Below are 13,867 nucleotides of genomic sequence, written 5' to 3'. Positions count from 1 at the left end.
GGCATCGTTGCGACGTGCCGAGAGCGATTCGGCATGTCGGGAGCGATGCGGGGCAGCGGGTCGACGTCCAGCGGCATCGCATGCTCGCGCCAGCCAGGACTCGTACCCGACGTGCCGGCGCGGCCGACTCGAACGCCGTCCTCGCGCATGTCTCGAGCGGCTCGCTGCGCTCTACGCCACCTTCGTCGAGGAAGCCCGGCATCCCGACCGGATCATCGCCTCTGACGGTTCGGCGAGGCTGGGCCGCATCCGACGAATGTGGGACCCAGGACGTGTGCCGCAGGCCGCGTCGACACCGCGCCGTCCGCGGGACCTGAGCGGGGCCGGCTGTGCGGCACCTGCGACTCCTGGCTGGCGCCGGACAGCGCCTCCCGTAGTTGGCGTAGCCGGCCAGGACCGGGGACAGCCAGCTGGTGCGCCGGGCAAAGGCGTTGACCGCACCGAAGGTCTGCCGGTTGATCCACCAGCGGAAGTCTTCGTTGTCGTCGATCACGAGATCTCGCCTTCCGAGGCGGGGCGCCCAGCAGTTCGGGGCGCGTCGGGGTTGGGGAAACCCCGGGGGAGGGGAGTCACCGGCTCTTGCCCGCAGGAGCGCGGGCTGGCCTACGCCCTACCCGTGCTCCCGCCCAGCTTCACCATCATGGCCATCGCCGCCGCCGAGTACGCGATCGCCGCCCTCACCGCCGGCCCGACCCGCGCCCGGCGCCGCCCCGGACCCGACAGCATCGCCCCCATCCCCGCCCAGGCCCGTCCGAGGGCCGGGTGGACAGCAGCCCCGTGGAGGTGATCATGTCCGGCCCCCGGCCACGACCAGACCCGGCGCCCCGGCGCGGACCTGAGTCGGTGAGCCCGCCCCTGCCCGGGGCCGCCCCCCGCATCACCGCCCAACGCCGGGTCATCCTGGCCGCACTGGCCGAAAACCCCGGCTTCATCGACGCTCAAGCCCTGCACGCCCAGCTGACGTCGGACAACCACGAGATCGGGTTGTCCACCGTTTACCGAGCCCTGCACGCCTACACCGGCACCGGCGACATCGACACCACCCGCGGCGAGGACGGCACCGAATTGTTCCGCTACCACCGCGAACCCGGGCACCACCACTACCTGCGCTGCCGGGCCTGCGGCTACAGCATCCCCATCCATTCCGACACCGTCGAAGCCTGGGCAGCCGCTGTCGGCCCCCGCCACGACTTCACCGACACCACCCACACCCTCGAGGTCCTCGGCGTCTGCCGTACCTGTCGACCGCCCACCGGCGATCTCCCGAGCCATCCAGGCGGTCGGTGATCCGGGTCTCGGGCGCGACCCGTTCATCACACGGGCTTGCGCAGATTGGACCAGGGTTCCCGGGTGCCGAACGCCTCGCACTGTTCCTCGGCGAACCGGATCGCCTCGGCCGCCGGGCAGCCGACGTGCCGGGGATGTCCCCGGCACGTCGGTCGGGGACATCCCCGCGGCATGTCCGTCACGAAGCGCCGCTCTACCTGTGGTCCTGCCTGCTGCGCTGCGTGCGAATCTGGCCGTCCGGGTCGTCGATCTCGACGTGCTCCTTGCGAACCTGACCGGACACGGTCTCCTGATCGCGGACGGTGTCGGTCTGAAGCCGGACCCGCTCGACCGCCTCGGTCTCCTTGGTGACGATCGGGCGTTCGGCGTGCAGGGTCACCGACTGCTCCTCCTCGCCGATGTCGCTGCCCTGGCGGGCGTTGCCGTCGCGGATCGGCTCGCGCTCGACGCGGACCTCTTCACGGCTGACCGGAACGGTGACCTGCTGTTCCTCGGTGACGACATACTTGCGCAGTCGCACCTGACCGGTCTCGACGGTCTCGGTGCCGGCCCGCAAGCGCTCCTCGGAGCGGGTGACCGAGTCGCCCTCGGCGCGGGCATGCTTGGTGGTGTCACTCGCAGTGTCGTGGCCGCGGGCAGCGCCGGCGCCGGGCGCGGCATCGGGGTGGGAGTGGCCGTAATGGGCGTAGATCTGCTGTTCCTCGGCCCGGGACAGGCGACCGTCGTTGCCGCCCGCCTGGGGGGCGTTCTTGATCGTGTCCTTCGAGGTGTTCACGTGGAGGTCGCGGCCGGCGCGGGTCGCTCCCGCCAGCGGCACGAAGGACTCCTTGGTCCCGAACAGGCCGGTCTTCACCGTGGCCCACACCGGTGCGCTGGTCTGACTGTCGAGGTATACCTGCCCGACCTTGCCGACCTTGTCGCCGTGGGCGTCGTAGACCTCGCGGCCCAGCAGGTCTCGCACGTCGTCTGTCTTGATCGTCACGTGTCAGCCTTCCGTCATCGCGTCTAGCCGGACAGGCCTTGGGTGCCCGCGCATCGGCGCTCGACTAACACCGAGATCACGGTCTTCATGCGATCGAGTGGAGCGCATGTGGTGTTGGGGCACTCGCCGACGCGGTTGCATAACCCCAGTTCAGGACCTGTGTCAGTCCGTTCTTCAGCGATACGGGCGGCGCCGACGGCATCATCCATGCGGGCCCGGTCGGCAGGTGGTGCACCGATGTGTGGGCGGCGCTCGATCGAGGGCCAGGTGGGCGAAAGCCACCTGATCAGAGGCTGAACATCCAGGCCGCGGTGGCAGACGTGATGACAAGTGCAGGGCCGGGTGCGACGCGGGAGGGCCGGGGGTGCGCCTGGACCGCGCGGCCGGGTCAGCGGAGCTCGGCCTGCAGCTGCCCTTCGGTCGGGGTCTGAACCGGCAGGAAGGCGGCCTCGCGGTAGCGCCGCGCGGTGGGGCTTCCGGCGGCGAACCCGGCCCCGCCGGCGATCCGTAGCTCCAGTTCGACGGCGGCCTGCGCCAGCCGCCCGGCCTGCAGCCGGGTCTGCACCACCTCGCGCACCGGCGCGAGGGCCTCCACCAACGCGGCCGCGCGCTGGTCAAGGTCGGCGAACTGCTGCGCCAGGGCTGCGTGATCGTCGTGGTAGCCGGCCATCGTCCGCGCCGGCCACGCCTCGGCGGCGGTCAGCGCCTCGGCGGCCAGCCCGAGGCAGAACGCGGTCTGCAGGATGAGCAGGCGCGGCTTCATCGCCTTCAGGTAGCCGACGAAATCGGTGCTGATCACCGCCTGCGGCTCGACGCGGGCCCCGCGCAGGACGAGGTCGGAGGAGGCGGTGGCGCTCATCGCCAGCAGGTCCTGCGGGCCGCCCAGCGACAGCCCGGGATTCTCGCCGGTCACCGCGAGCACCAGCCGCTCGCCATCCTCCCCCCTGGCCGCCAGCGCCACGACCAGGTCGCGGCCGAACAGGTTCGACGCCCACGGGATCCGACCGTCCAGGACGAGGATGTCGCCGTCGCGGCGGAACGTCACCGGCAGCTCACCCAGCCCGGCCATGTGTTTGATCGCCGGTGCCATCGCCGTCGAGCCCCACACCGTCGCGCGCCGCAGCTGATCGGCCGTCGCCCGCATCCGCGGTGACGGCGAGGCCGCCACGCACTGCACCACCATCGTGTGCGCCCACAAGCTGAACGCCGACGCCAGATCCGAGCGGGCCACCAGTCTGATCAGCTCGAAGCTGACCCGCAGCTCGGGATGCCCGAGCAGGCCGCGTTCGGCCAGAAAGCGCAGCCCGTCGCGGACGTCGACCTCGCAGCGGTCCACCGCGGCTGCGCGAGGGCCGAAGAAGCCTCGAATCTCGGCAACCGGCAGTTCAGCGGCAACCAGCGACATCCACCCTTCTCCGTTCCCGAGTCCGGCCCCGCACTGGCCAGGGGCCGAGGTCGACCTCACCCCGGTCGGTGCCGTCGGCTGCCGACCAGCCACACCACCGCGGGTGCAGATAATGCCCGAGCCGTTCAACCCCGGTGGCACGGTGCCTGGCCATGGCCGGCCGCCGAGACGGCCGACACGCCGTCCCGCCGCCACGGCCGGGGGCCAGCCTGCACCGACCGTGGACGGGAGCAGCGCACAGCGGTGTACCTGCCGAACACGCCGAGCTGGGCCCGGCCGGCGTCGAAGCTGTCCCGCGACAGGGGAAACGGCGGGGCAGATGCTGGGGACTCGCATCAACGTACGTCGACCAGGTCACGGCGCCGATCCTCGTGCTCGCAGGACGCAACGACCCCCGCTGCCCGGCCCGGCAGATCGACAACTACCTGCAGGCACTCGAGCGCGCTGGTGGTGAGCCTGAGGTGCTGCGCTACGACGCCGGCCACGGCTCCTCTGTGTCGAGCACCGTGGAGACCCGCATTCTCGCCGCAGTGGCCTTCGCGCGGTCCATAACGCGTGCAGGCGGACCCGGAGACGAGGCTGCAGACGCGGCATCAGCGCGGAGACCGGCGACGATCAGGTGGAGGAGGTAGATCGCCGAGGCCCTGCCCGGGCCCATCGTGCGGCCCCGGCCACGAGGAAGGGTTGTAGAGCGCAAAGGGGTTCTACGTCGTCCCCGAGGGACTCGCGGCGCCCTACGCCGCAGCCCACGGCGGGGGACCGGTGGCCGTCGCCGCCCTGATGGCCTCCATGCCCGCCGGCGGTGTCGTCGGTGCCTGGGCGTTCACACGGTTCGTCTCCGATGAGCGAAGGCCGCGCTTGATCAGGCCGCCGGCGGCCATGTCCGGCGTCCCACTCGTCGCCTGCCTGCTGGCCCCCGGCCTCGCCACATCGGTCGCCCTCTGGGCCCTCACCGGAGCCGGCTCGACGGCCTACCGGCTGCAGACCCAGGCCAGCTTCGTGCGCGCGACCCCGACCGAGGTCCGAGGTCAAGCCCTCGGCGTTGCTACCGCAAGCCTCGTAGCCTCCCAGGGCCTCGCCCTGCTCATCGCGGCACCAGTGGCGGAGGCACTCGGCGCTCCGACGACCGTCGCGCTCAGCGGCGCGGCCGGGGCGTTGATCGCCATCATCACCACGTTCGGGACTACCGCGAGGACTCACACCCGCCAAGGCTGTGCTCCGTCCACTCATGACTGATTCACCAGGTCCAGTTGCGCATGGGTGTTGCTCCTCTCGGGTCGGGTCGGGTCGATCGGGTGGGTCGGCTGGGGTTCACCAGGTCCAGTTGCGCATGGGTGTTCCTCTCGAGTCGGGTCGATTGGGCAATTCAGCCGCTGTTCACCAAGTCCAGTTGCGCACGGCTAACCCTCCTCAGGGGTCGAAATCCACGATCATGCTCGGAACGAGTCAGATCTCGCTCAGTTCCAAATCCAGTTCCGCATGAATGTCTCCTCTCGGTGAATGTGTCGCCCGCTCAATCGCGCGGCGGATTCGCTCAGTTCCAAACCCAATTACGCACCGGTACCTCCTTCCCGGAGCACCTGTCGGCCGCCATCGCCTGGCAGCTCGGCCGTCGTGTGGAGAGTCACAAGCCCCTACAGGGTCTCAGTCGGGAGAGTGATCACGGCAGCAGGTGGGTGGCTGAGGGTCTGCTCGACGTGCAAGCCGGTAGTCCGGTCCGAGATCACTCAGCGTCACGGCCACCCGTGTCATCCTGACCTTTCGTCGCTGCCAGGCGCCGCCTCCCCGTCGGACCTGTGACAGCTGGTCGTCTCCCGGCTACGATCCGTCTAGTTGGGGGTACCTATGAGGATGAACGCGGCGGGGACGGGGGAGGTATCAAATGATGCCGCCGTCACCGCGTAGTCAGAACTGGATCACCCGTTGGGCGGTGTGGTCCCTACCCTCGCGGCTGCTGACTGCGGTCCTTTCGGTTGAACTGCTCACGGCGGGCGTTCTGGTCGCCGACCTGTTCGCGATCCACGATGTCGATCAATATTTATGGATCTTGGGCGTGCTGGCCGCGGCCGGAGTCGTGCACACCGAGGTCTCACTCGGAGTCGAGCGGATCCGACGCCGAGTGACAGAGACCCGCCACATCGACCTCAGCTCGGTGTGGACCTTCGCTGCGGCGCTACTGCTGCCCCCGCTACTGGCAAGTGCAGTAGTGCTGATCATCTACGGGCATCTGTACTTCCGAGTCCTGCGCCCGGCGAAGACACCGACGTACCGGCAGGTGTTCAGTGCGTCGACGATCCTGCTCGCCGTTCACGCAGCATCAGCCGTTCTCGGCTACCTCGGCCGCGACGAGCTGTTCAGCAGCAACAGAGGCTTCTTCACCATCGTCCTGGCGTTGCTCGCCTACACCGTCATCAACACGTCGTTGATCGTGGGGGTGATCGTGCTCAGCTCCGACGCGAAGTTCCTGCACGTTCTCGGTCGGGGTGACGAGGTCATGCTCGAGGTGGCCACGCTCTCGATGGGTGCACTGGCCGCTGGAATGCTGCTGTCCGGAAATCCCTTCCACGCTGCGCTGGTTCTTCCGCCACTCCTCGTCCTGCACCGGGCGATCCTCGTTCGCCAGCTGGAAGAGCAGGCGAATACCGATAGCAAGACGGGATTGCTCAACGCGGCGGCCTGGCACAACCAGGCGGCGCGAGCTCTGCGACGTGCGCAGCGCACCGCCGCGAGCGCCGCGGTCCTCATCATCGATCTCGACCACTTCAAGGCCATCAACGATCGGCACGGACATCTCGCCGGCGACCAGGTGCTCTCTGCCATCGCGGGAGCGTTGCGAGCCGAGGTCCGCGATAACGATCTCGTCGGTCGATTCGGCGGCGAGGAGTTCGTCGTCCTGCTACCCGGGCTCGGGCTGGGCGACCGACCTAACGGGGAGCGCTCTGAGCTGCACTTCGTAGCCGAACGGATCCGTCAACGGATCGACCACCTCGCCGTTGAGATCCCGACGCCTGACGGGCCCCTGACCGTCAACGACATCAGCGTCTCGGTCGGCGGAGCAACCTTCCCGCAGGACGGCGCCGAGCTTCGACAGCTGCTCGAGGTCGCTGACTCAGCCCTCTACGCAGCCAAGCGTGCCGGACGCAACGCCGTCCGGATGGGGTCGCACCTGGACGCTTCCCCGCCCACCCAGCGCACCAAGTCCGGCGAACGACGCCCCCGCCGTACACCCCGCGCCCTTCCCGACCGATTGGACTAGCCAGGACCCGTGAGCGGGGTAGCCTTGGTGGCCATCCGGCAGCAGGAGGGCAGACAAAATGGTCTCCACCTCACGACGTCCCAGCCACTGGCCGACGTCCCGCGGGATCCTGGCGCGCGTTGCCGCGACATTCACGGCCGCCGCCGTCTGCGCGGGCCTGGCCGGACTCGCCGCAGTCCCCGCGCTGGTGTCAACCGCCACGACCCAGGCCGCCGAGCAGAACATGCAGACGAACTGGAACTGGGGCGTCTGATAACCCGCACCCGAAGAGGGGTCTCGCCGGGCCGCGGCCATCGCCGCCGCCGGGCTCCTCGGGCATGACGGTATGCACGGGTCGTACCTTCCCGACCGGCGTTGCAGTGCCGGTCTTGCGTGAGAGCCTCAAGAGCACCGGGAGGGTACGACCCCCTTCCACCTGATCCACAGATGTCAAGCATCGCTCGCCGGGGGCCCGGCGCGGACATGAGACATTGGCATGGTGAACAAGGTCGACTTCTACTTCGATCCGGTTTGTCCCTTCGCCTGGATCGCGTTCGGCTGGATCAAAGAGGTTGAAGCGCAGCGCGACATCGACCTGAACGTGCGGATCATGAGCCTGGCGGTCCTCAACGACGGCCGCGAGGGGCACACGCCCGAGTCGGCGAAAGGCCTGGACAGCGCCTGGCGGCCGGTACGGGTCGCGGGCGCGGTAGAGGAACGGCTCGGCCAGCCCGGACTCAGACGTTATTACGAGACTTTCGGGCGGCTTTTCCACGTCGAACGAGTCCGCGGCAGAGACAAGGTGATCCGCGAGACGCTCGCGCGGTTGGACGTTGACGACCTCATCGCGGCCGCGGACACCACGGATTACGACGAGGCTGTCAGAAAGAGTCACGATGCCGGCATGGAGCCGGTCGGCCTGGACGTCGGGACGCCCACTATCCACGTGGACGGCGTCGCGTTCTTCGGACCCGTCCTGAGTGCCATCCCCAGAGGTCAGGACGCTCTCGACATGTTCGACGGAACGCTGCTGATCGCACGCAATCCGCACTTCTCCGAGCTCAAGCGGACCCGGTCCAGGGAGCTCCGTTACGACTGAGAGGTGCTGACGCGACGAGTTGTTGTCGAGTCGGCGCCAGCAGATGATGCTGCAGGCCAGACCGAGGCTGCGGGCCGAGCGTGTCGCGGTGCTCGGCGAAGGTCTGCCGCGCGGTGGACGGGTCGATGGCGGGTGCGCCGACCTCCGGCTGCGCCGTCGGCGGTGTCCACCGCCGTCGGCGCGGGATCGCACCAAGCCCCTCCGACCGTCACGGCTACCAGCTGTCGGAGGTGCTGCGCCGAGCGCCTCTAGGGTGTCGGGGTGTCGATGACCGCGAAGTACGCCACCACCTGCGGCGTCTGCTCGTCCCGTATCCAGCCTGGCGAGGAGATCGCGCGGGCCGGCAGCACCTGGGCGCACCTCGCCTGCGCCGGCAGCGCGGCGGCGTCCACGGCGGCCACGGCGGCCGCGCCCCGCGCCCGTCCGACGCGGTCCGCGCCGCGACCCGACATGCCGGCCGCCGACGGGGCCCTCGAGGTCTGGACCGACGGCGCGTGCTCGGGCAATCCGGGCCCTGGAGGCTGGGCGTGGGCCACGCGGGACGGCCGGCAGCGCAGCGGCGGCGAGCCGGCCACGACCAACCAGCGCATGGAGATCCGGGCCGCGCTGGAGGCGGTCCGGGCGCTGGACGGCCCGCTGGTGGTCGTCAGCGACTCGACGTACGTAGTGAATTGCTTTCGCGACGGCTGGTGGAAGGGCTGGCTCGCCCGCGGCTGGGTCACCAGCGCGCGCAAGCCGGTCGTCAGCCGGGACCTGTGGGAACCGCTGATCACGCTGGTCAGCGACCGCGGCAACGTGTCGTTCCGCTGGGTGAAGGGCCACTCGGGCGACCCGATGAACGACCTGGTCGACGCCCTCGCGGTGGAGCAGGCCCGCGCGGTGGCCTGAGGCGGCTGCGCTGGGTCAGGCCCACGTGCGGGGTGCCCGGGAGCGAGCGTGATCGCGGTCAGAAGCCGTGGCCGCCGCCGAAGCCGCCGTGGTGGCTGCCTCCGTGGTGACCACCGGCGTGGCCGCTGTGACCGTGGTGGCTGGTGCCGCCGGCGACGGATCCGGTGGACGCACCGGGGTAGAGGTCGGCGCCGTGGGGCTGGTGGCGGCCGCCGGTTCCGGGGCGGTCGCGGTCGGGTCCGACGGGTCCGATGACGCCCTTGACGAGCACGACGAACGTCAGCGCGCAGAAGACGAGCAAGATGATCTTGATGGGGTCCATCTTCGGTGCCCTCCTGCGATCGCGCCCCTCGGCGTCCCCCCGGACGCTGTGCGCGATCTCGTCTCCCAGTGTTGGCCCGGTATCCGGGTCAGGACCAGCAACTTGAGGAAGACTTGATCAGAGCACGTCCCTCCCGGCGCGCGTGCGACCGTTCCGCGTCGGGCGTCCCGCACCGCGAGGGAGTGACAGTGGACCCTGGCGGGTACGCCGTGTTGTCGCGATCCTGACGAGCCGCCGAGGTTGGCGTCCGGGCCTTCGTGCGGCCGGCGGGTCCGGCCGGATCGGAGCGTGAGCCGGACGCCATGGCCAGCAGGCCGGCACCGTCACGATGACCTGAACGGACCGGCTCACTGCGGGCCGATGTGGCTGAACGAGCGGACCTCGAGTCCGGGACAGGGAGGGAACAGTTCGATGACGACGCCCAGCAACCAGTTCGCCGATATCGCCAAGCGCAGCCAGGAGGCGCTCACCGCGGCCGCCCGCACCTGGGCGGAGACCCTTCAGGGCTTTGCGAGCAGTGTGACCGGCGGCCAGCGCTCACTGCCGGACGCGCACGCCGTCGTGGACAACACGTTCAATTTCCTCGAGCAGATGCTGGAGAACCAGCGCCGGCTCATGCACTCCCTGTTGTCCTCAGGGGCTCAGGCTGCCGAGGCGGTCACCGAGCAAGCCGCTCGCGCGGCCGACTCGGGTACCGCGCACACGGTGAGCGCGGCCGAGGCCGTTGCGGACAAGGCCGCTGAGGCCTCCGAGGATGTCGGCGCGAAGGCTTCGAGCACCGCGCGTTCCGCGCGCGACGCTGCGAAGAAATGAGGAGGCCGCGCGAGCGGCGTCCTCAGTGGCAGATCAGTAGCTGCGGGCCATCCCGCCGTCGACGCGCAGCTGGCTGCCGGTGATGTAACCGGCTGCTGCCGAGCACAGGAACGCAGCAGCCTGGCCGAACTCCTGCGGAGTGCCGTAACGCCCGGCCGGGATGGTGGCGCGCGAGGCCGCCGCGACCTCCTCGGCCGAGGAACCGGTGTGCTCGGCTCTCGCACGGTCGATGAGCCGCACGCGGTCGGTGTCGATGCGTCCGGGAAGCAGCATGTTGCACGTGACGCCTCGGGATGCGACCTCGGCGGACAAGGTCTTGAGATAGGCGGCCAGCGCAGCTCGACCGACGTTGGATGCGGCCAGGTTGGCCAACGGCTCGACGACGCCGGAGGAGCCCACGGCCAGGATGCGACCCCAGTTGCGGGCGAGCATCGCCGGCAGCGCGGCGCCGACCAGCTGCCGCTGTGCGCGGGCCAGCGCGTCGATCGCGGCCGTGAAGTCCTCGTCGCTCAACGCCTCCGCGGTGCCGGGCGGCGGGCCACCGCTGTTCAGCACCAGGATGTCGACGGCGCCGAGTACGTGCTCGACTCGTGGGAGCAGCCCGGTGACTGCGGTCAGGTCGGCGAGGTCGACGACGAAACCGGCGGCACCGGGCAACTCGGCGGCGCGCTGCTCGACCACGTCCCCACGGCGTCCGGTGATCGCCACCCTGACGCCTTCGGCGGCCAGCGCTGCGGCGACCGCATAGCCCAGACCGCCGGTCGAGGCACAGACCAGGGCGGTGCGGCCGGTGATGCCCAGATCCATCAGGGCAGCACCGGATGGCCGGGTACGGGTGCGGACGCCATGGTCATGTCCTTCCGTTGCGGGGTTGCGGTGCGGCAGTCACCTCCTCACATTCTGCGATCATCGCCGCCAACTCACGTGGCCGGGACAGGAACGGCGAGTGTCCGGCGTCGATGTGGGCCACGCGGTCGGCCCGACCGGTCGTCATCCCCTCCTGGACGACCGGGGGAAGCCCCGGGTCGCTGTCGGCGACCACATACGTCGCAGGGATGGTCTCCCACGCCGCTGCCCGCAGCGGCTGCCGGCACGAGCTCAACGACTGCGGCTGAAGCCGGGCCACCGCCGCGGCCCGTGGGCCTCCAGCGCCGGGACGAGCTCGTCCCAGCACCAGGAGCCGTGCCAGGCGCCGTGCACGAGGACGACGGTGGCGCTCACCCGACACTCCCGCGGTGCGGGTCGGTGACGTATGTACGGGCCACACCGGAGCCGAACTCGGCGTAGCCCTCCGGGGCGTCGGTCAGGCTGATCACGGTGGCGTCGAACTCCCTGTCGATGTGTCGTTGCTGCGGTGCGACGGACCGGCCGGCGCAGCGCAGCCCATCGGGATGCGGAGTGGGTCAGGCGGGGAAGCCGACCGAGTGGGTGTCCATGAACTCGCGGATGCCCTCGATGCCCATCTCGCGGCCCATGCCGCTGTGGTTGAAGCCGCCGAACGGGGCCCGCTCGTCGAGGTGGGCGGCGCCGTGGGCGTTGACGAAGGTGTAGCCGGTCCGCAGCCGGGCGGCCAGCACGGCGGCCCGGTCGAGGTCGGTGGTCCAGACCGAGGAGCACAACCCCGACCAGGTGTCGTTGGCGCGGGCGATGGCGTCGTCCTCGTCGTCGAAGGGCAGGATCGGCAGGGTCGGGCCGAACTGTTCCTCGACCACGACGCGCGCGTCGTCGGCCGGGTCGAGCACCAGGGACGGCCGGAGGAAGTTGCCGCGGGAGATGTCGGCGCCCTCGGCGGCCTCCCCGAACTCGCGGACCTCGGCACCGGACCGGCGCGCCTGCGCGGTGAGCTCCTGCACGTACTCAAGCTGCCGCCGGCTGTGCAGCGGGCCCATGGTCACGCCCTCGTCCAGGCCGTGACCCAGCCGGGTGGCGGCGAGGATCGCGGACAGACCCTCGACCACCTCCTCATAGCGCGACCGGTGAACGTAGAGGCGCTTGGTCGCCATGCAGATCTGACCGGTGGAGTCGAAGGTCCCGGTGAACAGGCGCTGCAGCGCATCGGGGCCGAGGTCGGCGTCGGCCAGCACGATCGCCGGGTCGTTGCCGCCCAGCTCCAGCGCCACGCGGGTCAGCGACTCGGCGGCCATGGACATGATCCGCTTGCCGCCGTCCGGACTACCGGTGAAGCAGACCTTCTTGACCCGGGCGTCCTGGATCAGCGCCGCGCCGATCTCCGCGTCGGCGCCGGTGACGACGTTGAGCACACCCGGGGGCAGCGACCGGGCCACGAGCTGGACGGTGCGGACGGTGGCCAGCGGGGCGGTGGGCGGCGGCTTCACCACGACGGTGTTGCCGGCCAGCAGCGCCTGCGGCAGCGAGGCGGCCAGGATCGCCAGCGGCCAGTTGAACGGCACGATGATCGTCACGACGCCCAGCGGCAGGTAGGAGATCTCGGTCCGGTAGGGCGGTGCCGGCAGGCGCGTCACGTGCCCGAGCTCGTCGGTCAGGCCGGTGGCCAGGTCGAAGCGGTGGGCGAACACGACGGAGTCGACGAACGACTCCATCCGGATCTTGCCGTTCTCCCGGGTGAGCACCTCCGCCGTCGTCGGGCGGTCGGCCTCCAGGGGAGCGAGAGCCGCGGTCAGCAGCGCGGCCCGCTCCTGCGGGGGGCGGGCGGCCCAGGCCGGGAAGGCGCGGTGCGCCGCGGCCACGGCGGACTCGGCCTGCTTGGCGGTCGCGGCCGCGGCGTAGCCGACCACGGAGACCCCGTCGGCCGGGTCGATCACCTGCAGTGCGTCGTCGGCGCCGCGCACCTCACCGTCGATGAAGAGATCGGTTCTGATCTCGGGTAGCTGGTCCAAAGACACCATCGTCTGTTCCTCGGGATCGTCGCAGGGGGCTGCGGAACCGGTCGTACGGGGCGTGCCCGGTGACGGTAGGTCGCACGGCGGTCCGGCTCGCAGGGCATCGGACCCGATGCGCCTGGTGCGATCCGGCAGGCCGGACCGAGACATCTGACGTAGATGTCGCCGTTGTGCTGCGACCCTGTTCAGACCATGTGTCGGCGCGGCTACCGTCCGTTTCCGTCGCCCCGGCCGGGTTCGCCGCCGGGTTCGCCGATGCCTGGAGGAGACCGCCGTGCCCACGGTTCGCGAGACCACCTACGACCTGCTCCGCGCTTGGGGACTCACCACCGTCTTCGGCAACCCCGGCTCGAACGAGCTGCCCTTCCTCGACGGTTTCCCGGCGGACTTCCGGTACGTCCTCGGGCTGCACGAGGGCGCGGTCCTGGCCATGGCCGACGGCTACGCCCAGGCCACCGGCCGCCCGGCGCTGGTCAACCTGCACTCCGCGGCCGGGTTGGGCAACGCGATGGGCAACCTGGCGAACGCTCGCGCCTCGCACACGCCGCTCGTGGTGACCGCAGGGCAGCAGGCCCGCGCGATGATCGGCCTGGGGTCCGTCCTGGCCGAGCCGGCGATGACCCGGCTGCCCGAGCCGCAGGTGAAATGGGCGTTCGAGCCGGCCCGGGCCCAGGACGTACCGCGGGCGTTGTCGGAGGCCTTCCACCTGGCCACGCTGCCGCCGGCCGGTCCGGTGTTCGTGTCCCTGCCGCTGGACGACTGGGCGCGGGACGTGGATGCCGACGAGGTGGCCCACCTGGCCCGGCGGCGGGTGCGCGCGGCCGGCGCGGCCACCCCCGAGCTCGTCGCCGAGCTGGCCGACCGGCTGCAGGGCGCCTCGGCCCCGGCGCTGGTGGTGGGGCCGGAGGCCGACGACGAGCGCGCCTTCGACCTCGTCGTCGAGCTTGCCGAACGGCTGCAGACTCCGGTGTGGAC

General features: G+C 70.5%; 16 protein-coding genes. 10 read left to right on the top strand and 6 right to left on the bottom strand.

The window, feature by feature from the left end:
* The first annotated feature begins 616 nt into the window (after positions 1-616).
* Positions 617-787, top strand: a complete 171-nt coding sequence (locus HF526_RS15500; RefSeq protein ID WP_169382150.1) for a hypothetical protein — start codon at positions 617-619, stop codon at positions 785-787.
* 56 nt (positions 788-843) lie between these two features.
* Complete coding sequence (locus HF526_RS15495; protein WP_169382149.1) at positions 844-1,287, top strand: transcriptional repressor; 444 nt, start codon at positions 844-846, stop codon at positions 1,285-1,287.
* 193 nt (positions 1,288-1,480) lie between these two features.
* Here HF526_RS15495 and HF526_RS15490 read toward each other — a convergent pair whose 3' ends face one another.
* On the bottom strand, positions 1,481-2,269 hold the full coding sequence (locus HF526_RS15490; protein ID WP_338051501.1) for a DUF2382 domain-containing protein: 789 nt from the start codon (positions 2,267-2,269) through the stop codon (positions 1,481-1,483).
* A gap of 388 nt (positions 2,270-2,657) precedes the next feature.
* On the bottom strand, positions 2,658-3,674 hold the full coding sequence (locus HF526_RS15485; RefSeq protein ID WP_169382148.1) for an acyl-CoA dehydrogenase family protein: 1,017 nt from the start codon (positions 3,672-3,674) through the stop codon (positions 2,658-2,660).
* A 152-nt stretch (positions 3,675-3,826) separates the two neighbouring features.
* Here HF526_RS15485 and HF526_RS37445 point away from each other — a divergent pair, with 152 nt between their 5' ends.
* From HF526_RS37445 to HF526_RS15455, 6 genes are all read left to right on the top strand, one after another.
* Entirely contained in the window at positions 3,827-4,306 is a 480-nt protein-coding gene (locus HF526_RS37445) for an alpha/beta hydrolase family protein (protein ID WP_169382147.1), read from the top strand.
* 247 nt (positions 4,307-4,553) lie between these two features.
* Positions 4,554-4,910 carry an MFS transporter gene (locus HF526_RS15475; RefSeq protein WP_169382146.1) on the top strand — a complete coding sequence of 119 codons (357 nt, stop codon included), beginning with the start codon at positions 4,554-4,556 and terminating at the stop codon, positions 4,908-4,910.
* Positions 4,911-5,556: 646 nt separating this feature from the next.
* Positions 5,557-6,930: a GGDEF domain-containing protein gene (locus HF526_RS15470; protein ID WP_169382145.1), complete on the top strand. Its 1,374-nt coding sequence runs from the start codon at positions 5,557-5,559 to the stop codon at positions 6,928-6,930.
* A gap of 58 nt (positions 6,931-6,988) precedes the next feature.
* Positions 6,989-7,183 (top strand): hypothetical protein, encoded by a 195-nt coding sequence (locus tag HF526_RS15465; protein WP_169382144.1) that lies wholly within the window; start codon positions 6,989-6,991, stop codon positions 7,181-7,183.
* Between the two features lie 222 nt (positions 7,184-7,405).
* Positions 7,406-8,008 carry a mycothiol-dependent nitroreductase Rv2466c family protein gene (locus HF526_RS15460; protein ID WP_169382143.1) on the top strand — a complete coding sequence of 201 codons (603 nt, stop codon included), beginning with the start codon at positions 7,406-7,408 and terminating at the stop codon, positions 8,006-8,008.
* Positions 8,009-8,275: 267 nt separating this feature from the next.
* Positions 8,276-8,896, top strand: a complete 621-nt coding sequence (locus HF526_RS15455; RefSeq protein ID WP_169382202.1) for a ribonuclease H family protein — start codon at positions 8,276-8,278, stop codon at positions 8,894-8,896.
* A 58-nt stretch (positions 8,897-8,954) separates the two neighbouring features.
* Here the strand turns inward: HF526_RS15455 and HF526_RS15450 are convergent, their stop codons facing one another.
* A complete protein-coding gene (locus HF526_RS15450) occupies positions 8,955-9,218 on the bottom strand; it encodes a hypothetical protein (RefSeq protein ID WP_169382142.1) in 264 nt (87 codons plus the stop codon).
* 411 nt (positions 9,219-9,629) lie between these two features.
* Between HF526_RS15450 and HF526_RS15445 the strand changes: the two genes are divergently transcribed.
* Positions 9,630-10,031 carry a hypothetical protein gene (locus HF526_RS15445; RefSeq protein WP_169382141.1) on the top strand — a complete coding sequence of 134 codons (402 nt, stop codon included), beginning with the start codon at positions 9,630-9,632 and terminating at the stop codon, positions 10,029-10,031.
* A gap of 33 nt (positions 10,032-10,064) precedes the next feature.
* Here the strand turns inward: HF526_RS15445 and HF526_RS15440 are convergent, their stop codons facing one another.
* The 3 genes from HF526_RS15440 to HF526_RS15430 form a co-directional block, all read right to left on the bottom strand.
* Positions 10,065-10,838: an SDR family oxidoreductase gene (locus HF526_RS15440; protein ID WP_169382140.1), complete on the bottom strand. Its 774-nt coding sequence runs from the start codon at positions 10,836-10,838 to the stop codon at positions 10,065-10,067.
* A gap of 43 nt (positions 10,839-10,881) precedes the next feature.
* Entirely contained in the window at positions 10,882-11,205 is a 324-nt protein-coding gene (locus HF526_RS37440) for an alpha/beta fold hydrolase (RefSeq protein ID WP_169382139.1), read from the bottom strand.
* Between the two features lie 229 nt (positions 11,206-11,434).
* Positions 11,435-12,898, bottom strand: a complete 1,464-nt coding sequence (locus HF526_RS15430; RefSeq protein WP_169382138.1) for an aldehyde dehydrogenase family protein — start codon at positions 12,896-12,898, stop codon at positions 11,435-11,437.
* A gap of 268 nt (positions 12,899-13,166) precedes the next feature.
* Between HF526_RS15430 and HF526_RS15425 the strand changes: the two genes are divergently transcribed.
* A partial coding sequence (locus tag HF526_RS15425) for a thiamine pyrophosphate-binding protein (RefSeq protein ID WP_338051500.1) occupies positions 13,167-13,867 on the top strand: 701 nt, incomplete at its 3' end.

This window comes from Pseudonocardia acidicola, from assembly GCF_012911935.1.
In the GTDB taxonomy this organism is placed as follows: domain Bacteria; phylum Actinomycetota; class Actinomycetes; order Mycobacteriales; family Pseudonocardiaceae; genus Pseudonocardia; species Pseudonocardia acidicola.
Note: the sequence above shows the minus strand (reverse complement) of the source record. Positions and strands in the feature narration are given on the sequence as shown.